24 protein-coding genes are annotated in these 26,306 nt (G+C 65.1%); 7 read left to right on the top strand and 17 right to left on the bottom strand.

Annotated elements, in window-relative coordinates; all coding sequences use genetic code 11:
• Positions 1-17 precede the first annotated feature (17 nt).
• The 8 genes from GGR44_RS01105 to gpmA all read right to left on the bottom strand — a co-directional run bounded on the left by GGR44_RS01105 (position 18) and on the right by gpmA (position 7,845).
• Positions 18-425: a DUF3035 domain-containing protein gene (locus GGR44_RS01105; RefSeq protein WP_183953598.1), complete on the bottom strand. Its 408-nt coding sequence runs from the start codon at positions 423-425 to the stop codon at positions 18-20.
• Positions 425-943 carry a signal peptidase II gene (lspA, locus tag GGR44_RS01100; protein WP_183953597.1) on the bottom strand — a complete coding sequence of 173 codons (519 nt, stop codon included), beginning with the start codon at positions 941-943 and terminating at the stop codon, positions 425-427. Before lspA ends, GGR44_RS01105 begins: the two co-directional genes overlap by 1 nt.
• On the bottom strand, positions 940-3,858 hold the full coding sequence (ileS, locus tag GGR44_RS01095; RefSeq protein WP_183953596.1) for an isoleucine--tRNA ligase: 2,919 nt from the start codon (positions 3,856-3,858) through the stop codon (positions 940-942). Before ileS ends, lspA begins: the two co-directional genes overlap by 4 nt.
• Positions 3,859-4,005: 147 nt before the next feature.
• Positions 4,006-4,947 (bottom strand): bifunctional riboflavin kinase/FAD synthetase, encoded by a 942-nt coding sequence (locus GGR44_RS01090; protein WP_183953595.1) that lies wholly within the window; start codon positions 4,945-4,947, stop codon positions 4,006-4,008.
• Between the two features lie 47 nt (positions 4,948-4,994).
• The gene (locus GGR44_RS01085; RefSeq protein ID WP_183953594.1) at positions 4,995-5,489 is read right to left on the bottom strand and encodes a dihydrofolate reductase; all 495 of its coding nucleotides are present in this window, start codon (positions 5,487-5,489) and stop codon (positions 4,995-4,997) included.
• The gene (locus GGR44_RS01080; RefSeq protein ID WP_183953593.1) at positions 5,486-6,556 is read right to left on the bottom strand and encodes a 5-(carboxyamino)imidazole ribonucleotide synthase; all 1,071 of its coding nucleotides are present in this window, start codon (positions 6,554-6,556) and stop codon (positions 5,486-5,488) included. The genes GGR44_RS01085 and GGR44_RS01080 overlap by 4 nt, the downstream gene beginning before the upstream one ends.
• Positions 6,557-6,565: 9 nt before the next feature.
• Positions 6,566-7,051, bottom strand: a complete 486-nt coding sequence (gene purE, locus GGR44_RS01075) for a 5-(carboxyamino)imidazole ribonucleotide mutase (protein ID WP_183953592.1) — start codon at positions 7,049-7,051, stop codon at positions 6,566-6,568.
• A gap of 107 nt (positions 7,052-7,158) precedes the next feature.
• Positions 7,159-7,845 (bottom strand): 2,3-diphosphoglycerate-dependent phosphoglycerate mutase, encoded by a 687-nt coding sequence (gene gpmA / locus GGR44_RS01070; protein ID WP_183953591.1) that lies wholly within the window; start codon positions 7,843-7,845, stop codon positions 7,159-7,161.
• Positions 7,846-8,000: 155 nt separating this feature from the next.
• Here gpmA and sppA point away from each other — a divergent pair, with 155 nt between their 5' ends.
• Positions 8,001-9,881: a signal peptide peptidase SppA gene (gene sppA, locus GGR44_RS01065; protein WP_183953590.1), complete on the top strand. Its 1,881-nt coding sequence runs from the start codon at positions 8,001-8,003 to the stop codon at positions 9,879-9,881.
• Positions 9,882-9,885: 4 nt separating this feature from the next.
• Here sppA and GGR44_RS01060 read toward each other — a convergent pair whose 3' ends face one another.
• The 8 genes from GGR44_RS01060 to sdhC form a co-directional block, all read right to left on the bottom strand.
• Entirely contained in the window at positions 9,886-10,500 is a 615-nt protein-coding gene (locus tag GGR44_RS01060) for a trimeric intracellular cation channel family protein (RefSeq protein ID WP_246344262.1), read from the bottom strand.
• A 36-nt stretch (positions 10,501-10,536) separates the two neighbouring features.
• A complete protein-coding gene (locus tag GGR44_RS01055) occupies positions 10,537-11,853 on the bottom strand; it encodes a M20/M25/M40 family metallo-hydrolase (RefSeq protein WP_183953588.1) in 1,317 nt (438 codons plus the stop codon).
• A 28-nt stretch (positions 11,854-11,881) separates the two neighbouring features.
• Complete coding sequence (locus tag GGR44_RS01050) at positions 11,882-12,421, bottom strand: glutathione peroxidase (protein WP_183954194.1); 540 nt, start codon at positions 12,419-12,421, stop codon at positions 11,882-11,884.
• A gap of 48 nt (positions 12,422-12,469) precedes the next feature.
• Complete coding sequence (locus GGR44_RS01045; RefSeq protein ID WP_183953587.1) at positions 12,470-13,180, bottom strand: VIT1/CCC1 transporter family protein; 711 nt, start codon at positions 13,178-13,180, stop codon at positions 12,470-12,472.
• Between the two features lie 72 nt (positions 13,181-13,252).
• On the bottom strand, positions 13,253-14,614 hold the full coding sequence (gene creD, locus GGR44_RS01040) for a cell envelope integrity protein CreD (protein WP_183953586.1): 1,362 nt from the start codon (positions 14,612-14,614) through the stop codon (positions 13,253-13,255).
• Positions 14,615-14,802: 188 nt separating this feature from the next.
• Positions 14,803-16,605 (bottom strand): succinate dehydrogenase flavoprotein subunit, encoded by a 1,803-nt coding sequence (sdhA, locus tag GGR44_RS01035; protein WP_183953585.1) that lies wholly within the window; start codon positions 16,603-16,605, stop codon positions 14,803-14,805.
• The gene (gene sdhD / locus GGR44_RS01030; protein WP_183953584.1) at positions 16,605-16,994 is read right to left on the bottom strand and encodes a succinate dehydrogenase, hydrophobic membrane anchor protein; all 390 of its coding nucleotides are present in this window, start codon (positions 16,992-16,994) and stop codon (positions 16,605-16,607) included. Before sdhD ends, sdhA begins: the two co-directional genes overlap by 1 nt.
• Positions 16,994-17,389 carry a succinate dehydrogenase, cytochrome b556 subunit gene (gene sdhC / locus GGR44_RS01025; RefSeq protein WP_183953583.1) on the bottom strand — a complete coding sequence of 132 codons (396 nt, stop codon included), beginning with the start codon at positions 17,387-17,389 and terminating at the stop codon, positions 16,994-16,996. The genes sdhD and sdhC overlap by 1 nt, the downstream gene beginning before the upstream one ends.
• A 184-nt stretch (positions 17,390-17,573) precedes the next feature.
• Here sdhC and GGR44_RS01020 point away from each other — a divergent pair, with 184 nt between their 5' ends.
• The 4 genes from GGR44_RS01020 to GGR44_RS01005 all read left to right on the top strand — a co-directional run bounded on the left by GGR44_RS01020 (position 17,574) and on the right by GGR44_RS01005 (position 23,593).
• Entirely contained in the window at positions 17,574-18,902 is a 1,329-nt protein-coding gene (locus tag GGR44_RS01020) for a methyl-accepting chemotaxis protein (protein ID WP_183953582.1), read from the top strand.
• 40 nt (positions 18,903-18,942) lie between these two features.
• Positions 18,943-19,953: a 50S ribosomal protein L11 methyltransferase gene (locus tag GGR44_RS01015; RefSeq protein ID WP_183953581.1), complete on the top strand. Its 1,011-nt coding sequence runs from the start codon at positions 18,943-18,945 to the stop codon at positions 19,951-19,953.
• A 169-nt stretch (positions 19,954-20,122) separates the two neighbouring features.
• Positions 20,123-22,828 carry a CHAT domain-containing protein gene (locus tag GGR44_RS01010; RefSeq protein ID WP_183953580.1) on the top strand — a complete coding sequence of 902 codons (2,706 nt, stop codon included), beginning with the start codon at positions 20,123-20,125 and terminating at the stop codon, positions 22,826-22,828.
• Positions 22,829-22,873: 45 nt separating this feature from the next.
• Positions 22,874-23,593: a dienelactone hydrolase family protein gene (locus tag GGR44_RS01005; RefSeq protein ID WP_183953579.1), complete on the top strand. Its 720-nt coding sequence runs from the start codon at positions 22,874-22,876 to the stop codon at positions 23,591-23,593.
• Between the two features lie 3 nt (positions 23,594-23,596).
• Here the strand turns inward: GGR44_RS01005 and GGR44_RS01000 are convergent, their stop codons facing one another.
• Complete coding sequence (locus GGR44_RS01000) at positions 23,597-24,115, bottom strand: YbjN domain-containing protein (protein WP_246344261.1); 519 nt, start codon at positions 24,113-24,115, stop codon at positions 23,597-23,599.
• 115 nt (positions 24,116-24,230) lie between these two features.
• Between GGR44_RS01000 and GGR44_RS00995 the strand changes: the two genes are divergently transcribed.
• Both GGR44_RS00995 and murI read left to right on the top strand, forming a co-directional pair.
• Positions 24,231-25,298 carry a PA0069 family radical SAM protein gene (locus tag GGR44_RS00995; protein ID WP_183953578.1) on the top strand — a complete coding sequence of 356 codons (1,068 nt, stop codon included), beginning with the start codon at positions 24,231-24,233 and terminating at the stop codon, positions 25,296-25,298.
• A 53-nt stretch (positions 25,299-25,351) separates the two neighbouring features.
• Entirely contained in the window at positions 25,352-26,155 is an 804-nt protein-coding gene (gene murI / locus GGR44_RS00990) for a glutamate racemase (protein ID WP_183953577.1), read from the top strand.
• The last annotated feature ends 151 nt before the right edge of the window (positions 26,156-26,306 follow it).

Genomic DNA, 26,306 nt, shown 5'->3' with positions numbered 1-26,306 from the left:
GCAGGCGCACCCTTAACTTATTGCGGCGTCGCCGCCCGCGCGCCTTCGCCGTCGCCTTCGGGGGCGGCGATGATGTCGCGGGTCGTGCCGCCCATTTCAACGACCGGGGTATTGGGGTCGCCCGCCGATGAGCGGATGCCCGGCGCGGCGCTGGCGCGGCCGGCTGCGTCGAGCGCGGCGCCCTCGGTCGCGCTGCGCGCGGCGGGGCCGCCGAACATCGCCTGCATCGCGGCGCGGCCCGAATCGACCGTGGCGGACGAAGGCGCGCCGGGCGCGGGCGGAACCAGCGCGAAATCGGGCGGGATGACCAGCGGCGCCTGACGCGAAACGGCGAATTCATCGAGGCGTTCGCGGTCGAACAGGCCCGACGAGCCACAAGCCGAAAGCGAGCCGACAAGACCGGCGGCGAGGATCAGTTTACGCATCAGTGAGAAGTCTCCGTCTTTGCGCCCTTTTCGCGCAGCAGCAGCGCCCGCGCAAGCAGGATCAGCACGCCAATGGTGATCGCGGCGTCCGCCAGGTTGAAAATCAGGAACGGTCGCCATTCGCCGAAATGCAGGTCGGCATAGTCGATGACATAGCCCAGCCGCACCCGGTCGACGATATTGCCCACCGCGCCGCCCAGCACCAGCCCCAGCGCCGCGACATCCTGCCGCGCCTTTTCGCGCCACATCCACACGCCCACAAAGCAGGCGATCAGCATCGTCATGCCGACCAGCGCCCATCGCGCCATGTCGGTATCCGCATGGAAGAAGCCCATGGAAACGCCGCGATTTTCCAGCCAGCGCAGGCGGAATATGGGCAATATGTCGATGCCGACCTCCGCCCGGCTCTTGAGCGCCAAAGGATAGGTCACGCTATATTTGACAAGCTGGTCGAGCGCCAGCGTGACGATGGCGACGGTCAGCCCCATCGGGCGATGGGTGATGGCGGGCGCGCTCATGCCGTCAGCACCGCGTCGCACCGGTCGCACAGCGCGCCGTCCTCGGCGACCTCCGGCAATAAGCGCCAGCACCGGCCGCATTTGTGCCATTCGCTGGGCTTGACGACGATCCCGTCGCCCTCGCCCATGGTCACCCGCGCGACGATCGCGACTTCCGCGAAATCGACTTCGCCAACGGGCAGATATTCGCCCATGGTCACGTCAGCTTCCAAACTGGAGCGGATCACCTTTTCCCGGCGCAGCGGCTCGATGGCCTCGTTCACCTGCTCGCGCTGGCTGCGCAATTCGGTCCACTTGTCCTTGAGATGCCCGTTGATCCAGTGCCGGTCGACCTCCGGCCACTCCAGGAAATGGACGCTGTCCTCATCGCTTGGGAAGCGGCTCTGCCACACTTCCTCGACGGTGAAGGGGATGATCGGCGCGGCATAGCGGACCAGCGCGTGGAACAGCGTGTCGAGCAGCGTGCGATAGGCGCGGCGCTTGGGGTCGCTCTTCGCATCGCAATAGAGGCAATCCTTGCGAATATCGAAGAAGAAGGCCGACAGGTCGCTGTTGGCGAAATCGAACAGCGCGCGGGTATAGCGGCTGAACTCCAGCCAGTTTTCGCTCTTCGCCGCCTTGTCGACCACGGCGCGCAGTTCCGCGTCCAGTTCCGCCAGCCGGTGGAGCATGTAGCGCTCCAGTTCCGGCATTTCCGCGTAGGACACGGCTTCCGTCTCTTCATCATAGTCGGAAAGAGCGCCCAGCATGTAGCGGAATGTATTGCGCAATTTGCGGTAGGCGTCGGACGAACCGGCCAGCACTTCCTTGCCGATGCGCACGTCGTCGAAATAGTCGGTGCTGGCGACCCAGACACGCAAAATGTCCGCGCCGCTTTCCGCCATGATCTTCAGCGGATCGACGACGTTGCCGAGGGACTTGGACATCTTCTTGCCCGACCCGTCGAGCGCGAAGCCATGGGTCAGCACCGCGTCATAGGGCGCGCGACCGCGCGTGCCGCAGCTTTCGAGCAGCGAGGACTGGAACCAGCCGCGATGCTGGTCCGATCCCTCGATATATAGGTCGGCGCGGGTTCCTTCGCCATAACGGCCCTCGACCACGAAACTGTGGGTGGAACCGCTGTCGAACCAGACGTCCAGAATGTCGTTGACGACTTCATAGTCGGCCAGGTCGTAATCCGGGCCGAGCAGCGCCTGATGATCCGCGCCGAACCAGGCGTCCGCGCCGCCCTGCTTGAAGGCTTCGACGATGCGGGCGTTGACCGCCGGATCGACCAGATAGTCGCCGCTCTTGCGATGGACATAGAGCGCAATGGGCACGCCCCAGGCGCGCTGGCGGCTGATCACCCAGTCCGGCCGCCCCTCCACCATGGATCGGATGCGGTTGATCGACCGTTCCGGCACCCAGCGGGTATTCTGGATCGCGTCCAGCGCCACGCCGCGCAGCGTCGGCCCGTTGCCACCCGCCACCGTCACCCCAGCGAAGGCTGGGGTCTCAGGCGTTTGCGCGCCAAGGCCGGAGATGCCAGCCTGCGCTGGCATGACGGCTTGGGGCTGATCCATGGGGATGAACCATTGCGGGGTGCAGCGGAAGATGATCTTCGCCTTGCTGCGCCAGCTGTGCGGATAGCTGTGTTTGAAGTCGTCCGACGCCGCCAGCAGCCCGCCGGCTTCGCGCAGATCGGTGCAGATCGGCCCGTCCTTGCTGACGAACTTCGGGTTGATGACCGATCCTTGCCCGCCGAGCCAGAGCCAGTCCTCGCGATATTTGCCGTCGCCCTCGACCGCGAAGACGGGGTTGATGCCGTGCGCCTTGCACAGCGCAAAGTCGTCCTCGCCATGGTCCGGGGCCATGTGGACGAGGCCAGTGCCCGCGTCGGTGGTGACGAAATCGCCGGGCAGGAACGGGCGGGGCTTCGCGAAGAAGCCGCCGAGCGCGTGCATCGGGTGGCGGGCGACAGCGCCGGCGAGGTCGGAGCCTTTGAATGTCTTCAGGATTTTCCTAGGAGAATCAGCCCAACCCAATCGCTTCATGACAGAATCTAGCAATTCAGTCGCGACGATCATTGAGAAAGCGGCTTCTACCGTTTTAAACTCGTGCGACGTAACCATCCCATCGAAGCATGAAACAATAGAATACTCAACCTCCGGCCCATAAGCCAAAGCCTGATTTACGGGAATCGTCCACGGCGTCGTGGTCCAGATCACCGCATGGGCGCCGACCAGTTCGGGCGCGTTCGGCGCTTCCATGATCTCGAACGCGACGTCGATCTGGGTCGACGTCACATCCTCATATTCGACCTCCGCCTCGGCCAGTGCGGTCTTCTCCACCGGCGACCACATCACCGGCTTGGCTCCGCGATACAGTTGCCCGCTTTCCGCGAATTTCAGCAGTTCGCCAACAATCGTCGCCTCGGCATCGAACTTCATCGTCAGATACGGATCGGCCCAGTCGCCCATCACGCCCAGACGCTTGAACTGCTCCTTCTGCACACCCACCCATTTGTCGGCATAGGCGCGGCACTGGGCGCGGAACTCGGCGGCGGGCACCTCGTCCTTGTTCAGCTTCTTCTTGCGATATTCCTCCTCGATCTTCCATTCGATCGGCAGGCCGTGGCAATCCCAGCCGGGCACATAGGGCGCATCCTTGCCCAGCAGCGACTGGCTGCGGACGATGATGTCCTTGAGCACCTTGTTCATCGCATGGCCCATATGGATGTCGCCATTGGCGTAGGGCGGGCCATCATGCAGGATGAAGCGTTCGCGACCGGCGCGCTTTTCGCGCAGCTTGCCATAAAGGTCCATCGCCTCCCACTTCGCCGCAATGGCCGGTTCCTTGGCGGCAAGCCCCGCCTTCATCGGAAAGTCGGTTTGCGGAAGGAAGACGGTGGACTTGTAGTCAGGTGCGTCGGTCATGGGTATCCGGCATAAAACACCCCGTTCGTCCTGAGTAGCCATTGAGCGAAGTCGAAATGGCGTATCGAAGGATGCTTCGATACGAGGCTTCGACTTCGCTCAGCCCCTGCTCAGCACGAACGGGAATGAGGAAATCTGAGCAGCGCATTAAGCGAGGCGGGGCGTTCCCGCAAGGATTTGCCGCGCCTCTTCGCAATCGCGCGCAATGCCCGCCATCAACGCATCGAGCCCGTCATATTTCACTTCGCCATGAAGGTATCGGATCAACTGCACTTCGATCCGTTGATCGTAAAGGCTTTCGGCAAAGTCGAAGAAATGCGGCTCCAGCAGCAATTTGGGCGGGTCGAAGGTCGGGCGAACGCCCAGGTTCGCCGCCCCGTCCAGCACCCGGCCGTCGCTTAAAATCCCGCGCACCGCATAAATGCCATAGGCCGGGCGCAGATAGTGGCCCAGGTCGATATTGGCGGTGGGAAAGTTGATGGTGCGGCCCAGCTTGTCGCCATGCTGCACCACGCCCTCTATTGCAAAGGGGCGCGTCAGCAGGCGCATGGCGGTGGCGCAATCGCCCGCCTTCAGGGCATAGCGGATGCGGCTGGAGGAGACGACATCTCCCGCCCCATCGCGCACCGGGGCCACCGCTTCCGCGCGCATCCCCATCGCCGCGCCCAGTTCGGCCAGCGTCGTTACCGATCCGCTACGCCCCTTGCCAAAGGTGAAGTCCTCGCCCGTCACCACGCCCGCCACGCCCATATCCTGCGCCAGCAGACGGACGAAGGCGGCGGCGTCGAGCGCGGCCAGCGCCCGGTCGAACGCAAAGACCATCATGGCGTCCGCCCCGGCCCGCGCGAACAGCGCCTGTCGCTGGTCCAGCGTCGTCAGGCGAAAGGGCGGCGCATCGGGCGTGAACAGGCGCATGGGGTGCGGATCGAAGGTGGCGACGATGGCCGGACGACCCTGCGCCCGCGCCAGTTCGACGGCGCGCCCGACCACGGCCTGATGGCCCTGATGAAAACCGTCGAAATTGCCCAGCGCCATAATGCCGCCACGCAGACGGGCGGGCATGGGGGCGCCGCTTGAAAGCCGCTCCATGGCGCGGCCTATAGGGGTGCGGAATTGCGCTGGCAATGACGGCGCGGTCATGTCCTGCGCTGGAAGGTCACGAAGTCATATGCCGGGCGACCATCGACGGCGGGATGCGGCGCGCGGGCGACCTCCCGCCATGCATCAGGCGCGGGATAGTCGATCATCGCATCGCCCGGCGGCGTCGCATGCACCTCGGTCAATTCGATCCGGTCGGCATGGGGCAGGAACAGGCGGTAAATCTCCGCTCCCCCGATCACCATCGCCTCTGGCGCGCCGGCAAGCGCCACCGCGCCCGCCACATCATGGGCGACCTCCGCGCCCTCCCCGCTCCAGTCCCGGTCGCGGGTCAGCACGATATGGCGGCGGCCCGGCAGCAGGCCGGGCAGGCTGTCGAACGTCCTGCGGCCCATCACCATCGGATGGCCCAGCGTCAGCGCCTTGAAATGTTTAAGGTCGGCGGGCAATCGCCAGGGCAGATCGCCGTCCCGCCCGATCACGCCATTGTCGGCGCGCGCCAGGATCAGGACGATCCGGCTGCCCCCGATCACAGCATCAGCCGGGTGACATGGCCCATCTTGCGCCCGGGCCGCGCTTCACGCTTGCCATACAAGTGCAGGTGATTGGCGGGGTCGGACAGAATATCGCGCCATTCATGCGCCTGATCGCCGATCAGGTTGCGCATGACGACGCCCTGCGCGGCCAGTCCCGTGTCGCCCAGCGGCAGGCCGCAAATGGCGCGGACGTGATTTTCGAACTGGCTGGTCACCGCGCCCTCGGTCGTCCAGTGGCCGCTATTGTGGACGCGCGGGGCCATTTCGTTGAACACCGGCCCATCGGCGCTGGCGAAAAACTCCAGCGTCAGCACGCCGACATAGTCCAAAGCGTCGGCCACCTGCCCCGCCAGCGCGCGCGCGGCGGGCGCCTGCCCCTCGATCAGCGGCCCGGCAGGCAGCATTGACGTCGAAAGGATGCCATCGACATGGACATTGGCGGGCGAATCCCAGAAACGCACCTCGCCATCGGCGCCGCGCGCCAATATGACGGAAAATTCCTGCGCGAAGGTCACAAAGCCTTCCAATATCGCCGGCTGTCGCCCGATGGCGTTCCAGGCCCCCACCGCGTCGCCCGGTTCCGACAGGCGCGCCTGCCCCTTGCCGTCATAGCCCATGCGGTTGGTTTTCAGGATGGCGCGGCTGCCGATCTCGTCCAGCGCCTCTTCCAGATCATCCAGGCTGTCGACCGGCGCAAAGGGCGCGGTCAGCCCGCCCAGTTGCTGCACGAACCTTTTTTCGGCCAGCCGGTCCTGCGCGATCCGCAGCGCCCCCGCGCCCGGCCGCACCAGCCCGTGGCCCGCCAGCGTATCCACGGCGGCCGGGTCGATATTCTCGAACTCATAAGTGACGACATCGACACTGTCGGCAAAGGCCCCCAGTGCGGCAGCATCCTCATAGGCGCCACAGGTCCACAGCGGCGATACATCCGCCGCCGGGCCGCTTTCTTCGGGCGCATAAATGTGGGTGCGATAGCCTAGTTGCGCGGCGGCCATGGCGATCATCCGGCCCAACTGGCCGCCGCCAAGGATGCCGATGGTGGAGCCGGGCGCGATGGTCGTCATGGGGGGGCTTCAATCTTCCACGGTTTCGGCGACCGACGCGGTCTGCCGCGCGCGCCATTCGTCCAGCCGCTGCGCCAGCGCCGGGTCGTTATTGGCCAGCATGGCGGCGGCCAGCAACGCGGCGTTGATCGCGCCGGGCTTGCCAATGGCCAGCGTGCCGACGGGAATGCCGCCGGGCATCTGGACAATGGACATCAGCGAATCCATGCCTTTCAGCGCCTTGGATTCGACCGGCACGCCCAGCACGGGCAGGCGCGTCATCGACGCGGTCATGCCCGGTAGGTGCGCCGCGCCCCCTGCACCCGCAATGATGACCTTCAGGCCACGATCAACGGCGCTGCGGGCATAATCATAGAGCCGCTGGGGCGTGCGATGGGCGGAAACGACGCGACATTCATGGGTAACGCCCAGCGCTTCCAGCGTTTCGGCGGCATGGCGCATCGTGTCCCAGTCGGACCGCGACCCCATGATGATGCCGACATCCACCCCGCTCATTGCATCGCTTCCCCTGCTTGAGCGGCTTTCTGGCCGCCCGGAAAGCCAAGCCCCTTAGCGGCCCGGCCGCCGGGGGGCAATAATGGCCTGTCGATTATCGACCCGGCTCAGCGTTCCGACAGATAATAACGGTCGATCGCGGTCAGATCGTCAGCCAGATCATAGACGATGGGCTGGCCCGTCGGGATTTCCAGTTCGGTGATCTCATCGTCGGGGATGCCCGACAGATGCTTCACCAGCGCGCGCAGCGAATTGCCATGAGCGGAAATCAGCACCCGCTTTCCCGCCTTCAAATCCGGCGCGATGCGGCTTTCCCAATAGGGCAGCACGCGCGCGATGGTATCCTTCAGGCTTTCTGTCGCGGGAACGGCAATCCCGGCATAGCGGCGGTCGCCCGACAGGTCGAACGCGCTGCCCGCCTCCAGCGGCGGCGGCGGCACGTCAAAACTGCGGCGCCAGATCTTGACCTGCGCGTCGCCATGTTTGGCCGCCGTCTCCGCCTTGTCGAGGCCGGTGAGGCCGCCATAATGGCGCTCGTTAAGACGCCAGTCCTTTTCGACCGGCAGCCACAGCCGCCCCATTTCCTCAAGCGCCAGGTTGAGCGTCTTGATCGCGCGCGTCTGGACCGACGTGAAGCACTGGTCGAAATCCAGCCCCTTGTCCTTCATCAACCGGCCCGCCGCCCGCGCTTCCTCCGCGCCCTTCTCGGTCACGTCCACATCCCACCAGCCGGTGAAGCGGTTTTCAAGGTTCCAGGCGGACTGGCCGTGGCGGATCAGGACGAGCGTGGGCATGACGGAGTATCTCCCTTGGCGGTATCGCTTTATCGGGGCTTCCCATAACGGTTGCTGGCTGTGGCGCAAGATTGCAGTGAAACCGGCGATGGGATAGCGCAATCAGCGGCGCGTTCCCATATGATCGCGGGACGACGCGATGGAGAATTGGGCCGGTGGCATTCGTAAAGAGCATGTGGCGCATATTGGTGGCGGTTAAGGATGGGCTGGTCCTGCTGTTCCTGCTGCTATTCTTCGGCCTGCTCTATATGGCGCTCACCCTGTCGCCATCGCCCAAGGCCGCGCCGGTGAAGCATGGCGCGCTCCTGCTCGATCTCAACGGCACGATCGTGGAACAGCCAGCCGAAGCCGAGCCGCTGGAACTGCTTTCGGGCGGCTCGGATCGTCCCCGTGAACATCGTCTGTCCGACCTTGTCACCGCGATCGAGGCGGCGAGGGACGATGATAATGTGAAGGCCGTTGTCCTGAACCTTGATGGCTTCATGGGCGCGGGTCAGGTCGCATTGTCCCGTGTCGGTCGCGCTCTCGACACGGTGCGCGCTTCGAAAAAGCCGGTTCTCGCCTTCGCTACCGTCTATACCGACGACAGCTATCAACTCGCGTCCCATGCCAGCGAGGCGTGGCTCGATCCCTTTGGCGGCGTCGCCATTGCCGGCCCGGGCGGATCGCGGCTTTATTACAAGGGGTTGATCGACAAGCTGGGGATCAACACCCATGTCTATCGCGTCGGCACATATAAGAGCTTTGTCGAGCCCTATACCCGCGCCGAACAATCGCCCGAGGCGAAAGAAGCGAGCACGGCGCTGGCCGCCGCCCTTTGGCAGGATTGGCGCGACGAAGTGGCAAAGGCCCGTCCAGCCGCGAAACTTGCCGCCTATATCGGCGATCCCGTGGCCGCGGGGAAGGCCGCTGGCGGCGATCTGGCCAGGGCGGCGCAGGCAAGCGGCCTGGTCGACAGGCTGGGCGATGAAAGCGCCTTTGAAGATCGCGTCGCTGAAATTGCGGGCGAAGGCAATGATGACAGCGACACCGCTTTCGCGGCCATCGACCTTGGCCACTATATCAAGGTCCATCGTCCCGCCAATGATGGCGCCATCGGGGTGCTGACCGTCGCTGGCGACATCGTCGATGGCGACGGCGGAGCGGGCATGGCTGGCGGCGACGCCATCGCCGGACTGCTGCGCGACGCGCTGGCCGAACGCGATCTCAAGGCGCTCGTGGTGCGCGTCGATTCGCCCGGCGGATCGGTGCTGGCGTCGGAAAAAATCCGCCTCGCCATTCTGGCCGCGAAAAAGGAAAAGCTGCCCGTCGTCGTTTCCATGGGCAATGTCGCGGCCAGCGGCGGCTACTGGATTTCAACCCCCGCCGACATGATCTTCGCCGAACCGGACACCATCACCGGCTCCATCGGCGTCTTCGGCATCTTGCCGAGTTTTGAAGGCACTCTGGCGAAGATCGGGGTCACGACCGATGGCTTCCGCACCACGCCCCTGTCCGGACAGCCCGACCTGGCGGGCGGCACCACGCCGGAATTTGACGCCGTGATGCAGATGGGCGTGGAGGACATGTATCGCCGCTTTCTGGGGCTGGTGGCCCAGTCCCGGCGCAAGACGCCGCAGCAGGTCGACGCCATCGCGCAGGGTCGCGTGTGGGATGGCGGCGCCGCACGGCAAAAGGGCCTGGTCGACCGTTTCGGCGGGCTGGAGGAGGCCGTCGCCGAGGCCGCGAAGCGCGCCGGACTGAAGCCTGAAAACGCCAGCATCCACCGCATCGAGAAAGAGCCGGACGCCTTCGTTCAGTTCCTTGAAAAAATGACCGGCGGGGATGAGGCGGAGCCTGCCGCCCGCGATATGCTCGGCCGCGCCGCCGCTATCCGCCAGCAATGGGCGATGCAGGTTGTGACCGACCTTCGCGGGATGATGACCGGCAACGGCATTCGCGCCGATTGTCTGGAATGTCGCGGCTTTGGCGCGCCGCGCGCCGTTTCGGCGGAAGACAAAGGGCTGTGGAGCCTGATCGCCGCGCTCTGGCGCTGATCCGCTATTCCCGCTGATAGCCTGGCAAGCCCCAGCCCCGCCAGATCGCTATCGCCCGCAAGGCAAAGCCGCTCAACGCCGCGACGATGGCCGCAACCGGCAGGTCGACGCCCAAAACGCGCAACGCCGCAAATAGCCCCGCCGATACCGCCGCCGCCGTGACATAGAGTTCCGGCCGCAGCAGGATGGATGGCTCCCCCGCCAGCAGATCGCGGATGATGCCGCCGACGCAGCCCGTCACCACGCCCATCATCGCCGCAACAAAGGGGTGAACGCCAAAGGCCATGGCCTTGGCCGCGCCGAACACCGCAAATGCGGCCAATCCCAAGGCATCCAGCCAGTCGAGCGCCCGATCGCTCCACCAGCGGCGCGGCGTCAGCCAGACGATCAGGGCGGCGTTGAGACAGGTCAGGGCGGGCGCCGGGTCGACCACCCAGAATACCGGCGCGCCGATCAACAGGTCGCGCACCGTGCCCCCGCCGACACCCGTGACCAGCGCGAAAAAGGCAAAGGTCACGATCGTCTGACGCAACCGCGCGGCCGCCAGCGCGCCGGAGGCGGCAAACAGGAAGGTTCCGACGATGCTGAGCATATTCAGCACGGCGCCAATCTGGGGCATGGTTATGGGCGTATCGTGCATGGCGCGACGGGCGATCTATTTTCGCCCCTTTTCCTTCGCCAGCCGACTCATCAATATCGCCGCGCGCTTCGCCTGAACCGGAATGCTGGCAAGGTCCGCCACTTCCGCCGGGCTATGGTCGCCGCTGCTGGCAAGGCCCAGCCCCACAAGCCCGTCGGTGTCGGCCGCGACAAAGGCGATGTCGCCCGCCCCGCGCTTCAGAGGATCGAGTTCGGGCATGGCTGGAAGGCCGAGGTCCGCATTGACGCCATTGAGCCGCGCCAACAGCGCCCGGTTCCCTTCGGTCGGCGCCATCGCCGGATAGCCCTGTTCAATCGCGATGGTCGCCGACGTGCCGTTGAGATGACCGTTGCCCGCAATCGCCCTCATCTTCGCGATCACCCGGTCGGTTTGCTCCTGGCTCAATGTCCGGAAATCGCCCTTGGCGACGGCGATCGGCGCGATGATATTGGTCTTGCCGGTCACCGCGATCCGTACGCCGTCCTTGTCGACATCGGCGCTCTGGCCGCCGCCGATCAGGCCGACGTTGAAGGTCAGATTGGGTTCGGGCAGCTCCTTGCGGAACGCCGTGATGATCCGCGCCAGCTCATAAACCGCGCCATCACCCGCCGCATCGGAGAAGATCCGCGAACTGTGCCCGGATTTGCCTGTCGCCATGATCGTCCAACTGTTGGACGAACGGCGGGCGATGGAGCCCATGTCCCTGCCATCCTCGCGCGCCAGCCCCTCGAAATCGAGCGCCACATCGGCCCGTTTGCCTGCCGCGATCAGGTCAGCGCGCGCCTCTTCCCTGGGTTCGCCCACATCTTCCTCGTCGCCGGTCAGCACGATTTCGATATGGGCGTCCTTCAGCGTTCCGGCCGCCTTCATCGCCTGAAGCGCCAGCAGCATGACGGCCACCCCGCCCTTGTCGTCGCCCACGCCCGGCCCGGCGGCCTTGTCCCCCTGACGCTGAAATGTCTGAAAAGGCGAATCCTGCTCGAACACCGTATCCAGATGCCCGATCAGCAGCATTTTCGTCGTTCCGGCACGCCCCTTGTGCGTCGCGATCAGATGGCCGGCGCGCTTGGTGTGGGTCATCGGCTTCCAGGTGACGGCAAAGCCCAGCGCCTCGAACTGGGGCCGCACCATTTCCGCGACCTTCGTCACGCCCTCGATATTGAGCGACCCGCTGTTCTGATTCACCATTTTTTCGAGCAGCGCGATGGCGCCATCGACGCCCGCGTCGACACTCCGGCTGATGGCGCGCTCCTGCGGCGACAGCGCGGCATGGGCGGGGACGGCGTTGGAGGCCATGGCCCCAGCCAGGATCGATGCAATCAGCTTGCCCATGCCGTCCCCATTTTTTCAGATAGTCGTCCTATTTCGCCAGTTCGGCCTCGATCACGGCGATCAGCTCGGCGTCGTCGGGCGCGGTGGTCGGGGCGAATCGAGCCACAACCTCGCCATCCTTGCCGATCACGAACTTTTCGAAATTCCACAATATTTCCGGCTCCGGCGCAGGCGTGATGCCATAGCCGACCAGCTTTTCGCGGAAGGACGCGCCGTCGCCCTTCGCCTCGGGCGCGGCGCTGGTGAGGGCCGCGTAAAGGGGATGTTTTTCAGGCCCGGTCACCACGATCTTTTCGAACATCGGAAATTCGACGCCGAAATTGGTGGTGCAGAAGGTCGCGATTTCATCATTGCTGCCGGGTTCCTGCGCCCCGAAATCATTGGCCGGAAAGCCCGCGACCACCAGCCCCTTGTCGCGATAATCCGCATAGAGCTTCTCCAGCCCCTCATATTGCGGCGTCAGACCGCATTTGGAGGCGACGTTGACCGCCAGCACCACCTTGCCCGCATAATCCGCCAGGCTCGCATCGTCGCCCCGGATGGTCTTGAGAGCAATGTCCTGAATCATACTCGCCATAATGTATCTCCTCTTTCGTCTATCAATGATGGGGATGGATCAAACCACCGCGCCGAAAAGATGCCCGGCTCCGGCTGTGACCGCCATGGCCAGCGCCCCCCAGAACAACGTGCGGATAATCGACCGCATCCGCCGCGCGCCACCTGCCCGAGCGCCCATATAGCCCAGCAGGACGAGGCAAAGCAGGGATATGGCCGCTATGCATGTAATGCGCCCCTGCTCCGGGACAATAGCAGCCGCGAGCAGGGGCGCCGCCGCACCGACCGCAAAACTGGCTGCCGACGCCATCGCCGCCTGAACCGGGCGCGCCGTCCCGGTATCGGTAATGCCCAGTTCGTCGCGGGCATGTGCGCCCAGCGCGTCAGTCTCCATCAACTGGGTCGCCACCTTGTCGGCAAGGTCCGGCTCCAGCCCGCGCTCGATATAGATATCGCGCAATTCCAGTCGTTCTGCCTCGGGCTGCTGGTCCAGCGCCTGTTTTTCCTTGGCGAGGTCCGCCTGTTCGACATCGGCCTGCGCGCTGACGGAAACATATTCGCCCGCCGCCATCGACATGGCGCCCGCCACCAGCGCGGCCACACCCGACAACAGAATCGATTCCCGCGCCGCGCCCGATGCTGCGATGCCGACAACCAGACTGGCGGTCGACACGATGCCGTCATTGGCCCCCAAAACAGCCGCCCGGAGCCAACTGACCCGGTTGATGAAATGCACTTCATGGTGCGGCATCGGGACAACGGTGATGGCCATGCGGCGTTTGATGGCCCGGTCGCGGCCAGCGGGCAAGGGGAAAGCCGCTGCCCGCTGACAAAAAGCGCCCGCTTATTCCTCCTGCCCCGCGATCCGGGTCCAGTCGATGCGCCGGGTCGCCCACATGATGAAGGCCAGCGCCGCGAACAACAGCACTGATCCGATCAACAGCGACCATGCCTCCAGATTGAGCAGAACATAGAGCGTGGCGTAAAGCCCCGCCAGCAACCCGGCGATGATCCGCGCGCGCAGCCAGCTATGCAGCACCGCAGCCGAATAGGCGGTGAGCAGCCCCGTGATCACGCCCGCCGCGACCAGATAGGCGGGCGTGAAGCCGATCACCTCGGCAAAGGCCAGCAGCATGACGAAGAACAGCACCAGCCCGCTGCCGACCAGCAGATATTCGGCGCTGGCCACCCGCGCGCCCGCGATGATGTCGAACATCAGAAAAGCGGCAAAGGTGAAGCCGATGAACAGGAACCCATATTTGATGGCCCGATTGACCTGGGAATAGGGATCGACCAGTTCGACGAGGCCGACAGTCGCGGCGGCGGTTCCGCCGCTGCTCATGCCGCGTTCCCCGTACCCTTCAAGGAACATCGGCGGGGACAGATCCTCCGTCAGCACCAGCGCCTGCCCCAGCGCCAGATTGCTGATCGAATAGCGCGCTGAAAAGCCCTTGTCGTCGATCCGCCGGTCGACCGGCAGGAAATCGCCGCCGAAACTGGGATGGGGCCAGACCGACTGCACCGTCCAGTCTGTGCGCCCGCCGCGCGGCACGATGCTGATCCGGCCATTGCCGCGCACCGCAAAGCTGTAATCCACAGACAGCGGCCGGGCATCGCTCCAGTCGGTGAAGGCAAAGAAACCGCTATTTTCGGTCGAACGCAGGCCCTTGCCCGGTTGAAGCGTCAATGGCTGCCCGTTGAGTTTCAGGCCGTTCTGCGACAGCAGTCCGCGCGCGTCGGACACGCCCATGCGCAATTCGGCGCGGTCGAGGCGCAATTGCTCGCGCGCGACGCCATAACGACCGATGTCGTCCGGCAGAGCAAAGCGCGCCTGCCCCTTCACTCCCGCCTCGAACAGCACCGTCTCGTAAATCGCCTTGCGCCGCCGCTCTGGCGTCACCGCCGTCGTCAGGGCGTTGGACACAGGCGAAAGGAACAATTCCTTTTCCACCATGCGGGTCCGGCTGACCGGCTTGCCGTTCTCCACGACATTTTCGGTTTCCTCGGCGGTGTAGGGGATCACGACCACCGGCCCGGCGATCAGTTGCGGCCCGCCCCAACCCTGCGCAATGGCGGCGCGCGCGGTTTCCGATTGCGATTGCCGGTCCCAGACCAGCAAATAGGTGGCGAACAGGGGAACCGCCAGCAACAGCCCCAGAAGGATGCAGAGCAGAAGTTTGCCGCCTGGGCTGCGCTGACCGCTCATTCTGGCATTCTCCTGTTCGGGGCGGCCCATATTGACGTCATGCCGTGAACCGCACAAGCTTCATTCCCCGGCCAGAAGCGCCTCCACCGCCATCCCGAAACATCGAGGTCGTGGACATCGCTGACGCCAAAAAGAAACAGGGCCCCGACGGAGCCCTGTTCCCTTTGTTCAGTCTTTCAGACGTCGTCTTAGTAAACGCGCGCCTTGGGCTTCACATATTCCGCTTCGTCGGTCAGCGTGTAATCGTGAACCGGTCGGTAATCGAGCGTCACCTTGCCGCCCGTTCCCCCCCAGCCTTCGAACCAGCTTATCGTGTGCTTCATCCAGTTTTCGTCGTCGCGGTTCGGGAAATCCTCATGCGCATGAGCGCCGCGGCTTTCCTTGCGGGCTTCGGCGCTGGTCATGGTGCACACGGCCTGCGACATCAGATTGTCGAGTTCGAGCGTCTCGATCAGGTCGGTGTTCCAGATCAGCGAACGGTCGGTGATGCCGACATGTTCCATGCTTTTGTTGACCTGACCCATTTTCTCGACGCCTTCCGACAGCAGGGCGCTGTCGCGGAACACGGCGGCGTGCCTTTGCATCGTCCGCTGCATTTCCAGGCGGATCTGCGCGGTCGGCACGCTGCCCTTGGCGTTGCGATAATGATCGAGGCGCGAAAGCGCCAGGTCGGCCGAATCCGCGGGTAGCGGCTTGTGCGGGCCATTGGGCTTGAGCGTTTCCTTGAGGTGCAGGCCGGTGGCGCGGCCGAACACGACAAGGTCGATCAGCGAGTTGGAGCCGAGGCGGTTGGCGCCATGGACCGACACGCAAGCGGCTTCGCCGACAGCGTAAAGGCCCGGCACCACGACTTCAGGATCGTCGCCCACCTTGGTCACAACCTGGCCATGATAGTTGCACGGGATGCCGCCCATATTATAGTGGACGGTCGGACAGACCGGCAGCGGCTGGCGCGTCAGGTCGACGCCCGCGAAGATCTTGCCGCTTTCGGTGATGCCCGGCAGACGCTCCGCCAGCACCTTGGGATCGATATGATCGAGGTGCAGGAAGATGTGATCCTTGTTCGGACCGACGCCGCGCCCTTCGCGCATTTCCATCGCCATCGAACGCGACACGACGTCGCGCGACGCCAGATCCTTGGCCGACGGGGCATAGCGTTCCATGAAACGCTCGCCCTCGGAGTTGGTCAGATAGCCGCCTTCGCCGCGCGCGCCTTCGGTGATCAGCACGCCCGCGCCGTAAATGCCGGTCGGGTGGAATTGCACGAACTCCAGATCCTGCAGCGGCAGGCCCGCGCGCAGCACCATGCCGCCGCCGTCGCCGGTGCAGCTATGGGCCGACGTCGCGGAGAAATAGGCGCGCCCATAGCCGCCCGTCGCCAGCACGACGGCATGAGCCTTGAACCGGTGGATCGAGCCATCTTCCATGCAGATGGCGATGACGCCCCGACATTCGCCGTTTTCCATGATCAGGTCGATGGCGAAATATTCGATGTAGAAGTCGGCGTCGTACTTCAGGCTCTGCTGATAGAGGGCGTGAAGCATGGCATGGCCAGTGCGGTCGGCGGCGGCGCAGGTGCGCTGCACCGGCGGGCCGGCGCCCATATTCTGCATGTGGCCGCCGAACGGACGCTGATAAATGGTGCCATCCTTGTTGCGGCTGAACGGCACGCCTGCATGTTCCAGCTCGATCACGGCGGCGGGCGCTTCGCGCACCATATATTCGATCGCGTCCTGATCGCCCAGCCAGTCCGACCCCTTGACGGTGTCGTACATGTGCCAGGTCCAGTGGTCGGGCGAGTTGTTGCCAAGGCTGGCGGCGATGCCGCCCTGCGCCGCAACGGTATGGCTGCGGGTGGGGAACAGCTTGGTGATGCAGGCGGTCTTCAGGCCCGCTTCGGCGCTGCCCATGGTCGCGCGCAGGCCGGACCCGCCAGCGCCCACCACCACGGTGTCATAGGTGTGATCGATGATCTTGTAGGCTTCGCTCATTACTCGACGGCCCCCATGAATGCGATCTTCGCGATGGCGAAGATGCCGGCGGCCGCGCCGCCAATGGCGTAGAAGTTCAACAGCAGCATGGACAGGAAGGCCAGGCCCTTGTCGTGGACATAATCCTCCAGCATCACCTGCATGCCCAGACGCAGATGCCAGAAAATGCTGACGATCATCAGCATCATCGGCACCGCGACCAGCGGGTTGGCGATCCAGCCGACCACGCTCTCATAGTCCAGGCCCGGCATGGTCAGCAGGCTGAAAATCAGCCACAGCACCAGCAGGAGATTGCCAACGGCGGTGTAACGCTGCGCCAGCCAATGGTGCGCGCCGTGGCGGGCGGAGCCAAGGCCACGGACGCGGCCGATACCTGTTCCGTTACCCATCAGAAATTCTCCGCAAAGATGAAGAGCCAGACGAAGCCGGTGACCAGAACCGCCGCAACCGTGGCGGCGATCGACCACATGCGGTTGGTGTTCAGTTCATACCCCGCGCCCATGTCGAGCACGAAGTGGCGCAGCCCCGAAAACAGATGCTGGAAGAAGGACCAGGTGAGGCCGATCATCACCACATAACCCAGCGGATGCGTGGCGCACGCAACGAAGGTGGCATAGGCTTCCGGCCCCATGGCGGCGGCCATCAGCCACCAGACCAGGCCCATCGCGCCGACCAGGGCGAGGCCATTGCCCGTGATGCGGTGCAAAATGGAGATCAGCATATGCGGCCCCCATTTCCATATGGTGAGGTGCGGCGAAAGCGGCCGACTGCTGGTGCGCGCCATGTGTTTCCGTCCCTTGGAACAAATTTGCGATTCGGCTCCCATTAGGATCGAACGCGGCACAGGGCAAGCAGTGCGACAGCGAGAAGGATCGCCGGGACATGATCGCAGGGCAATAACAGCTGATTAACCAAAGGCCGCTATGAACGGGAGCGTTCGAAGATCATAAGCAAGAGGCCCTGACACCATGTCGCCCACCATCGAAGCGTCCGGCGCAAAGACATTTCTTGCGAAGGACATTGATCCGTCCGGGGCGATTGCGCGCCAGGCTCAGGAAATCGGTCGGCTGATCGGGGATGACCTGCAGCAGGTGGCCGATGCGTTTTTCGAAACCTATATGGCAGAAACCGGCCTGCAGGCGCGGCTCAGCGCGCAGGTCGCGGCGCGCATCCGCGCCGAAGCCCATGAATATATCCGCAGCAAGCTTCTCCATTTCGACACAGGCGCCTGGGCGCGCTCCGCCGCAGATTGCGTGCGTCATGCCCGCAAACATGGCGTTCCGGTCCAATCTGTCCTTGTTGCGGTCGCCGCCGCCAATGACCGGATACTCGATCTGCTATGGAATCGCGTCGCAGAACAGGATTCACGCCGCCTCGTCGGCGGACTGATGGCGATGACGCTGGCCGACGCCAATTATATGAGCGACGTTCTGGCCAGCGATCAGGCGGAAGCGGATCGGGCCGAGCGCCAACATTACAACATGATGTTCGAACAGCGGATCGTGGGCGAAATCGACGGCGCTTCACAACTGGGCGAATCCCTGCGCGAACAGGCGAAAGACGCCTCTGCCGCCACGCGAGGGATGTTGGGCAAGGCATCGGAAGTCGCCGCCGCCGCCGAACAGTCCGCTCTTGCAATGCGTGAGGCGGCCCGGACATCGGCTGGCCTCATCCGTGCGATCGAGGACGCCCGCAGCGAGGTGGAGGGGGCGGCCGAAGTGGCCCAGCGCGCCGCCGAACAGTCGGGCGAGGCGGTGACCATGTCGACCACATTGTCCGATCATGCCAAATCCATCGAATCCATCCTGGGCCTGATCCGCGATATCGCGGGCCAGACGAACCTGCTGGCGCTCAACGCCACCATAGAGGCGGCCCGCGCTGGCGATGCCGGGCGCGGCTTTGCCGTCGTCGCTCAGGAAGTGAAAAGCCTCGCCAACCAGACGGCGCGCGCCACCGACGAAATCGCCAGCAAAATCGCCGACATCCAGACCTCCACGCGCCAGTCGGTCGTCACCAACGAACGCATCCGCGACACCGTGAGCGACGTGCAGGCGAGCGCCGAACGGATCCGCCATGCCATGGATGCCCAGGCGCAGACCGTAACGATGATCACCGCCGCCGTGGACGAAACCGCGCTGGCCGCCGACTCCATGTCGACCACCATTTCCGCCATCCGCCAGGATACGGAGATTGTTGCGTCGGAAATCGACCAGCTCGAACGCGGTTTCATGTCGGTCGAGGGCAAATTGGCGACTCTGCGCGACGCATCCTTCGATTTCGGTCGCCGGGTCGCCTGATATCTTTTCCTTGGGCCCCCGGGGGGCTAAGGCGCGGCATATGAAACATGACGCCGCCGCCGCCCCGGAAACGCCCTCGCAGAGCTGGAAGGTCACCCTGCCCTGCACCCGCGCAGAGGCGGAGGCGCTGGACGGCGACATCGCCGCTTTCGCCCTGCTCGACAGACCGCCGGTCCTGATGACCAGCGAGGTCGAGGAGGACAATCCCGAAGCCTGGAAGCTGGAGGCCTATTTCGAGGGTCGGCCCGGCCCGGCGGCGCTCAAATTGCTGAAGGCGCTGGTGCCCAGCGCCGCGCGCACCCGGCCGCAGGTTGAACAATTGCCCGATGAAGACTGGGTGACGATGAGCCAACAGGGGCTGGAACCCGTCATCGCCGGGCGCTTCCATGTCCGCAACCTGCCCGACGATCCCGCGCCACAAGGGCTTAAGTCCTATCTGATCGCCGCAGGCCGGGCCTTTGGCACCGGGCAGCATGAAACAACATCAGGCTGCCTGGCCATGCTGGACCGGATGCACAGCGTGGGCATGCGGTTCCGCAACATCGCCGACATCGGCACCGGCACCGGACTGCTCGCCTTCGCCGCCATGCATCTGTGGCCGCGCGCCTATGCCACGGCGTCCGACATCGATCCGGTATCGGTCGATGTGACGGAAAAGAATGCGGAGGTGAACGGGGTGCCGGTCGGCGGCGGCGTCGGACAGATCGCGCTGTTCACGTCGGCGGGCGTCGATCATCCGGCGATCGCGATGCGGAGCCCCTATGACCTGTTGATCGCCAACATATTGGCGGGACCGCTGATCGAACTCGCTCCCGCCCTTTGCGCCTGTCTCGAGGAGGGTGGAACGATCGTGCTCGCGGGGCTGCTCGACGAACAGGCCGATGCGGTGATGGCGGCCTATCGCGCGCAGGGAATGCGGCTGGCCGAACGGATCGACAATGGCCACTGGCCGTGCCTGCGCCTGCGCAAGCGGCCGCGCATCGGCTGGCGCCGCCCGCTCCGCCTGAACCCGCAGGCGCGCGGCGAAGCCCCCGGTTTCGGCAGTTGGTGACGACCAGAATAATCGATCGCCATAGGGGCCAACCCTGGTTGCATCGTCCGCCAGCCATTGCCATAGCCAGCCGAGCGGAGCTGGGGGATAGCGACCGATGTGGGCCAAGGCTTTGTTTCTTGCGGCGGTTTTCTGGCCGTCCGCGCTGTTGGCGGCATCGCCGCCCGATATGGGTTTCGTTCCCGATGAAGCGCTGACCTACTGGACGGAGCAGGCATCCGGTCCGGTGTCTGCGAAGAGCGTTGAGGCCATGGCCCAGCGCGCCGCAGCGCTCATCGCGCTGGGCCGCACGACCGAAGCGCGCGCAGAGATGGACCGGGCGACCCGGCTCGCCGGGCGCCTCGGGACATCGGACCGGGCGCGCGTATGCGCCACGGTTCAACTCGCCAATGCCCGCCTCGCGGGCACGGGGCGGGACTATCAGGCGATGCTGGATGCGGCGCAATCCGCCCGGACCTGCGCGCTCGAGGCCTTTCCCGCCGCCGCCCCCGAGCGCGCGCTGGCCGAGGCGGAGGTCGCGAGCGCACTCGCGAGTCTGGGCAGGAACGACGAAGCGCTGCGTCTTTCCCTGAGCGCCTGGGAGGCGGTGCGCGCGACACCGGAATCGCCCAATTCCCCCAAGCTGGCCATCGCCGCGATCCGCGCCGCGACGCTCAGCAACGCGCGGCAATCGTCCGACGCTGAAGGGGTCATACGACAGGCCATCGCCATCGCAGCCGCATTGCCCGCTGGCCATCGGGATCGGGTGCAGATGGCAAATCGCCTTGGATATGAACTGGTGCTGCAAGGGCGGATGAGCGAAGCCCTGCCCTATCTGCGTCGCGCCGTCGACGAAGGGCGCTTGTCGCGTGCCGTTCCCCCCGGCGACCTTGCCAATTATGTCGGCGTGCTGGGGCTGACCCTGCTCAACATGGATCGGCCGGAGGAAGCGGCCGGGCTGCTGCAATACAGCCTCGATCTGTTCCGCAAGGGCGGCATCGGCGACGGCCAGGCCAGCATCATGGTCAGCGCAGGCACCGCCGCCGACCGTTCGGGCGATGTGCCGCGCGCCATCGCCTTGCGGGAGGAAGCGCTGCGCCTGATGGCGGCGTCGGGCAAGGCCAACCCCCTGACCGTGGCGCTCGCCCGTTTCAAGCTGGCGCAATCCTATGCCCATGCCGGGCGGCTGGCCGAAGCGGAAACGAACGAGGCGCAAGCCGTCGACGCCATAGCGCCACTTCGCCCGGATGGTCATTATCAACGCACCAACAGCACCGTTGCGCTGGGCTGGATCAAGGCTCTGCGCGGTGATGCGACGGCCGGGAACGCCATCGCGAAACCTGCGCTCCGTCGCCTGATCGACGAGAATAGGAAGGTCGAGGTTGCCCGCAACAAGGTTGTCGGCGTGCTGGACAATATCGAGGCGTTCAGCCAGGCCCTTGATACGGCGGTGCGCGCTGGCGACCGCGCCTTCGCGTTCGAATTGATGCAGATATTGGTCGAAAGCGACGCCAGCCGCGCCGCCGCCGCCGCTTCATCGCGCCAACAGGCGGGCGGAACCGCGCTGGGCGATCTGCTGCGCGAACGGCAGGAGGCTGCTGCGGCGGCGCAGGAAGCCGATATGGCGCTGGTCAAGGCGCTCAGCGCCAGCGCGCCGGACGTCGATGCCCGCCGCAACGCGGCAGGCGCCGCCGCCGTCAGGTTGGAAGAACTGGGCGCGGCGCTCAGCAACCGCTTCCCCGGCTATAACGCCCTGCTCCGCCCCCTGCCTGTCACGATCGAAAATGTTCAGCCCAGACTGCGCCCGCATGAGGCGCTGATCCTGTCAGCCGCGACCGAAGAGGGGCTGTTCACATTGGCCGTGACCGGCAAGGGCATGGCGATCGGAAAATCCCCCGCCCGCCGTTCGGCCGTCCGTCAATGGGTCGCGCGCATCCGCTCCGGCGTCGGGCCGTTTCACGGCGCTTTCGACACAGAGGCCGCCCGCGCGCTGCACGACGCCATCTTCACGCCGGAAATCGCGGCGCTGGTCGCCGGGGCGAACACGCTCGTGGTCAGCACAGACGACATATTGTCGGCCATCCCGTTCAGCCTGCTCGCCACCGGCATGGGCGCTGATGGCAAGACGCCCCATTGGCTGATCGAGGACAAGGCGATCTGGGTCGCGCCTTCGCTTTCCGCGCTGGGGCAGCGGGATGCGAAAAGCCATGCCCGAACCTCCTTCGTCGGCATTGGCGCGCCCGATGAGGCTGCCCGCCTCGCGGCCCCGGGTGCGCCCTCCGGAACGGAGGACGCTCCGGCCATGGCTCCGCTGCTGGGCGCAAGGAATGAATTGAACCAGATGGCGGCCATATTGGGACAGCGCTCATCCCTTCTGCTGACGGGCGCCGATGCGACCGAAGCGCGGCTGCGCGCGACGCCGCTTGCGAACCTGCGCGCGCTGGCCTTCGCCACTCATGGTCTGGTCGCGGGGGAATATGACCAGGTCGGGGAACCCGCCCTGCTCCTCGCTCCAGCGGCGGCTGGCGGCACTCCCGATCCGGCCAATGACGGCAAACTGACGGCATCGGAGGCGGCGCTGCTTCACATCGACGCCGACTGGGTCATCCTCTCCGCCTGCGACACGGCGGCGGGCGACCGCCCCAATGCGGCGGGCTATGCCGGGCTTGCCCGCGCCTTCCTGTTCGCAGGAGCGCGCCGGGTGATGGCCAGTCATTGGCCGGTCCGGGACGATGCCTCCGCCCGCCTGACGGTGGAAACGGTGCGCGGGGCGGAACGCGGTCTGGAACCGGCCATGGCGATGCGACGCGCCATGCTGAAGCTGATGCGCGACCGCAGGCTGCCGGAAGCCGGACACCCCTCGACATGGGCGCCGTTCATGCTGGTCGGACGCTAAGCAATCCTCTAACCTGCCGCCACCCCATAATCAGAAGGATAGACCATGGCCATCACCCGTCGCCCGATCGCCCACATCATGGCGGGCGCTCCTTTCGATAGTCTGGCCGTGGTCGACGACGCCATCAGCGCGCCTCGCCCCGGCATCCTGCTCTTCCCCAATGTGCTGGGCGCGAAGGAGGCGGACTTCCTGTGCGCCGAGAGGATTGCGGCGCTCGGCTATGTCGTGCTGGTCGCCGACATCTATGGCGCGGGCAAGCGCCCGACCCGCGACGACCCGGACATGGGCCGCTATATGACGGAACTCAACGATGATCGCACTGTGCTGCGCGACCGGGTGATGGGCGCCCATGCCGTGTTGCAGGACATGGTCGAAGTGGACGCCACCCGCACCGCCGCCATCGGTTTCTGCTTTGGCGGCAAATGCGTGCTTGATCTGGCCCGGGCTGGCGCCGACATTGCGGGCGGCGTCAGCTTCCATGGCGTCTATGACGCCCCGCCCTTCCCCAATAAGGCGATCTCCGCAAAGCTGCTGATCTGCCATGGCTGGGACGACCCGCTATGTCCGCCCGACGCCACCGTCGCGCTGGCCGCCGAACTATCGGCCGCCGGATGCGACTGGCAGATCCACGCCTATGGCGGCACTGGCCACGCCTTTACCGACCCGTCCGTCCACATGCCCGACAAAGGGATGGCCTACAGCCCCGACGCCGACCGGCGAAGCTGGCGCGCGATGGTGGATTTTCTGGGCGAACTGTTCGGGTGAACGTCAACTGCCCGGCTTGGCGGCGGCATCCTGTTCCTTGAAATACGCGTTCAAGCCGCCCAGCGTCGTTTCCCACCATGCCATGACGTCGGCGAAATTAGCCTGATTGACGCCGCCGATGGTCGCCAGATCATAGCGCACTTCCAGCCTCTTATCATCGAGCAGCGCCATCTGCGCAAACCACTTCTTCTTGTTCCAGTCATTGGCGAGGGCGATCGTGTTCTTGCCATCGTCGGTGAACGTGATGTTGAATTGCAGAGAATCGCAGCGGACATGCTCCTTGCAACCGTAAAAGAAGATCGAGAAATCATATCCGGCCGCGGCGCTGCTGATCTTGGGATCGCCCAGATCATCCGTCGACATTTTCGCGCGATAGCCCGCCACCATCATCGCGTCAGCCACGCTCTGCGGCGCGCTGGCGCAGATCAGACCCTTGGGACACGGGGTCGTGTCCTCTGCAAAGGCCAAGGGCGCATGGCTGGCAGCGAACAGCAAGAGAGCAGCCAGAAATTTCTTCAGCATCGTCCCACCCCCCAAGTTCCGCATTGACTAAGGGCATGGCGGGAGCGGCCATGTCAAGCTTCAATGGGCCAGGATTGGACTTGCTCATTTGTTCTTTATATGTTCTTGTTCCGCCATGCCTCCGACCCATGGGCGCGGCGCGCCGACCAACCAGTTCAGCACCCGTTTCAACCTGCCCTCGCGGCAGGCTGACGGCGACTGGCTGGACGCGATGGAGGGTATAGACGGCCCTACCCCACGCCTGCGCACGACAGTCCGGCAACTCACCCCGCGCACGATCATATCGCGCAACGCATCGCCCGACATCGGTTTCTCGCAATCCATCAACGCCTATGCAGGCTGCGAACATGGCTGCATCTATTGCTACGCGCGGCCCAGCCATGCCTGGCACGACCTGTCGCCGGGCCTGGACTTTGAAACGCGGCTCTTCGCCAAGCCCGATGCGCCCGCCTTGCTCCGCGCCGAACTCGCCCATCCGCGTTACATACCCGCGCCCATCGCCATGGGAACGAACACCGACCCCTACCAACCCATAGAGCGCGAATGGGGGATAACCCGCGCCTGCATCGCAATATTGGCGGAATGCCGCCATCCGCTGATGATCACCACCAAATCCGACCGGGTGCTGCGTGACATCGACCTGCTGGCCGACATGGCGCAGGATGGTCTGGTCGCGGTCGGCATTTCCGTCACCAGCCTCGACCCGAAGGTCATCCGCACGTTGGAACCACGCGCGCCACACCCGGATAAGCGCATCGCCGCCATCGCCCGGCTCGCCGACGCTGGCGTGCCGGTTCATGCCTGCATGTCGCCGATCATTCCCGCGATCACCGACCATGAGATAGAGACGCTCGTGCCCCGCATCGCGGCGGCGGGCGCGCGGGGCGTCAGCTTCATTCCCATCCGCCTGCCCAATGAAGTCGCGCCATTGTTCCGCCAATGGCTGGACGTCCATTATCCCGACCGCGCGGACAAGGTGATGGCGATCATCCGTTCGATGCGCGGCGGACGCGACAATGATCCGCGTTTTGGCGACCGGATGCGCGGACAGGGCGTGTGGGCAGACCTGATCCGTTCCCGCTTTGCCATAGCGCGCCGACGCGCCGGCTTGTCGGCCGATCGCGTAACGCTGCGCTCCGACCTGTTCCGCCCGCCACAGGGGCCGCAGCTCAGCCTGTTCTGAAAGGCGCGGGTGAAGGTTGACAGGCCCGGCGCCACCCGCGACACAGCCCGACCATGACGGTCGCACCCGACGCCCCCCTGCTCTTCTTCGATTCCGGCGTGGGCGGGCTTTCGATACTCGCTCCGGCGCGCCTGGCCCTGCCGCACGCGCCCATCGTCTATGCCGCCGACAGCGCCGGCTTCCCCTATGGCACGCGCAGCGAAGCGGAGATCGCCGCGCGCGTGCCCGCGTTGCTGGGGCGTCTGGTCGAGCGCTACCGGCCGCGCCTTGCCGTCATCGCCTGCAACACCGCATCGACCATCGCGCTGTCCCATGTGCGCGCCGCGCTCGACATTCCCGTGGTCGGCACCGTTCCCGCCATCAAGCCCGCCGCGCTTCAGTCGCAAAGCCGCGTCATCGGCGTCCTGGGCACAGACGCCACCGTGCGCCAGCCCTATGTCGACCGGCTGGCGGCGGAGTTCGGCGCGGATTGCACCGTTCTGCGTCACGGATCGGCGGCCCTTGTGCAATTGGCCGAGGCCAAGCTGCGCGGCGAACCGCTCGACCCGGCCATAGCGCGCGACGCACTGGCCGGATTGCTTGACCAGAGCGGCGGCGACCGGATGGATACGGTGGTGCTGGCCTGCACCCATTTCCCGCTGGTGGAGGCGGAACTGGCGGCTGCCGCGCCCCACCCTCTGCGCTTCCTGCATGGCGGCGAAGGCATAGCGCGGCGCATCGCCTATCTGACGCGGGAGCAGCCCTGGCCCGCGGATCCGGCGCCGGGCATCGCCATCTTCACCCGGATGGACGATCAAGTCGATCCGCTGCGCGCGGCGCTCGCATCCTATGGCCTGCCGCGCGTCGAAGCGCTTTGATCCCATAGGACTTTTGGTCCAATGGCGCGGCTTGCGATCAGTGTGATAGGTGAATATCCCTAAGGCCGCGAACGGTTATCACTGGTAATGGGCGACGCAGGCGGTTAAACGGCCGTCGAAAGAGGAGCGCGGCGGGGAAGGCTTATGAGCG

It is taken from the genome of Sphingobium fontiphilum, from assembly GCF_014196635.1.
GTDB classification, from domain to species: Bacteria; Pseudomonadota; Alphaproteobacteria; order Sphingomonadales; family Sphingomonadaceae; genus Sphingobium; species Sphingobium fontiphilum.
This window is presented reverse-complemented; position numbering and strand designations above follow the sequence as displayed.

Excerpts from the sequence above, each read along its gene's own strand:
- GGR44_RS01045 (WP_183953587.1), bottom strand. The coding sequence starts at position 13,180 with ATGGCCATCACCGTTGTCCCGATGCCGCACCATGAAGTGCATTTCATC.
- sdhD (WP_183953584.1), bottom strand. The coding sequence starts at position 16,994 with ATGGGTAACGGAACAGGTATCGGCCGCGTCCGTGGCCTTGGCTCCGCC.
- sdhC (WP_183953583.1), bottom strand. The coding sequence starts at position 17,389 with ATGGCGCGCACCAGCAGTCGGCCGCTTTCGCCGCACCTCACCATATGG.
- GGR44_RS01020 (WP_183953582.1), top strand. The coding sequence starts at position 17,574 with ATGTCGCCCACCATCGAAGCGTCCGGCGCAAAGACATTTCTTGCGAAG.
- GGR44_RS01080 (WP_183953593.1), bottom strand. The coding sequence starts at position 6,556 with ATGACGACCATCGCGCCCGGCTCCACCATCGGCATCCTTGGCGGCGGC.
- purE (WP_183953592.1), bottom strand. The coding sequence starts at position 7,051 with ATGAGCGGGGTGGATGTCGGCATCATCATGGGGTCGCGGTCCGACTGG.
- lspA (WP_183953597.1), bottom strand. The coding sequence starts at position 943 with ATGAGCGCGCCCGCCATCACCCATCGCCCGATGGGGCTGACCGTCGCC.
- GGR44_RS01000 (WP_246344261.1), bottom strand. The coding sequence starts at position 24,115 with ATGCTGAAGAAATTTCTGGCTGCTCTCTTGCTGTTCGCTGCCAGCCAT.
- creD (WP_183953586.1), bottom strand. The coding sequence starts at position 14,614 with ATGAGCGGTCAGCGCAGCCCAGGCGGCAAACTTCTGCTCTGCATCCTT.
- GGR44_RS01105 (WP_183953598.1), bottom strand. The coding sequence starts at position 425 with ATGCGTAAACTGATCCTCGCCGCCGGTCTTGTCGGCTCGCTTTCGGCT.
- GGR44_RS01060 (WP_246344262.1), bottom strand. The coding sequence starts at position 10,500 with ATGCCCCAGATTGGCGCCGTGCTGAATATGCTCAGCATCGTCGGAACC.
- sdhA (WP_183953585.1), bottom strand. The coding sequence starts at position 16,605 with ATGAGCGAAGCCTACAAGATCATCGATCACACCTATGACACCGTGGTG.
- ileS (WP_183953596.1), bottom strand. The coding sequence starts at position 3,858 with ATGACCGACGCACCTGACTACAAGTCCACCGTCTTCCTTCCGCAAACC.
- GGR44_RS01015 (WP_183953581.1), top strand. The coding sequence starts at position 18,943 with ATGAAACATGACGCCGCCGCCGCCCCGGAAACGCCCTCGCAGAGCTGG.
- murI (WP_183953577.1), top strand. The coding sequence starts at position 25,352 with ATGACGGTCGCACCCGACGCCCCCCTGCTCTTCTTCGATTCCGGCGTG.
- GGR44_RS01010 (WP_183953580.1), top strand. The coding sequence starts at position 20,123 with ATGGGTTTCGTTCCCGATGAAGCGCTGACCTACTGGACGGAGCAGGCA.
- GGR44_RS00995 (WP_183953578.1), top strand. The coding sequence starts at position 24,231 with ATGCCTCCGACCCATGGGCGCGGCGCGCCGACCAACCAGTTCAGCACC.
- GGR44_RS01055 (WP_183953588.1), bottom strand. The coding sequence starts at position 11,853 with ATGGGCAAGCTGATTGCATCGATCCTGGCTGGGGCCATGGCCTCCAAC.
- GGR44_RS01090 (WP_183953595.1), bottom strand. The coding sequence starts at position 4,947 with ATGGAGCGGCTTTCAAGCGGCGCCCCCATGCCCGCCCGTCTGCGTGGC.
- gpmA (WP_183953591.1), bottom strand. The coding sequence starts at position 7,845 with ATGCCCACGCTCGTCCTGATCCGCCACGGCCAGTCCGCCTGGAACCTT.
- GGR44_RS01005 (WP_183953579.1), top strand. The coding sequence starts at position 22,874 with ATGGCCATCACCCGTCGCCCGATCGCCCACATCATGGCGGGCGCTCCT.
- GGR44_RS01050 (WP_183954194.1), bottom strand. The coding sequence starts at position 12,421 with ATGATTCAGGACATTGCTCTCAAGACCATCCGGGGCGACGATGCGAGC.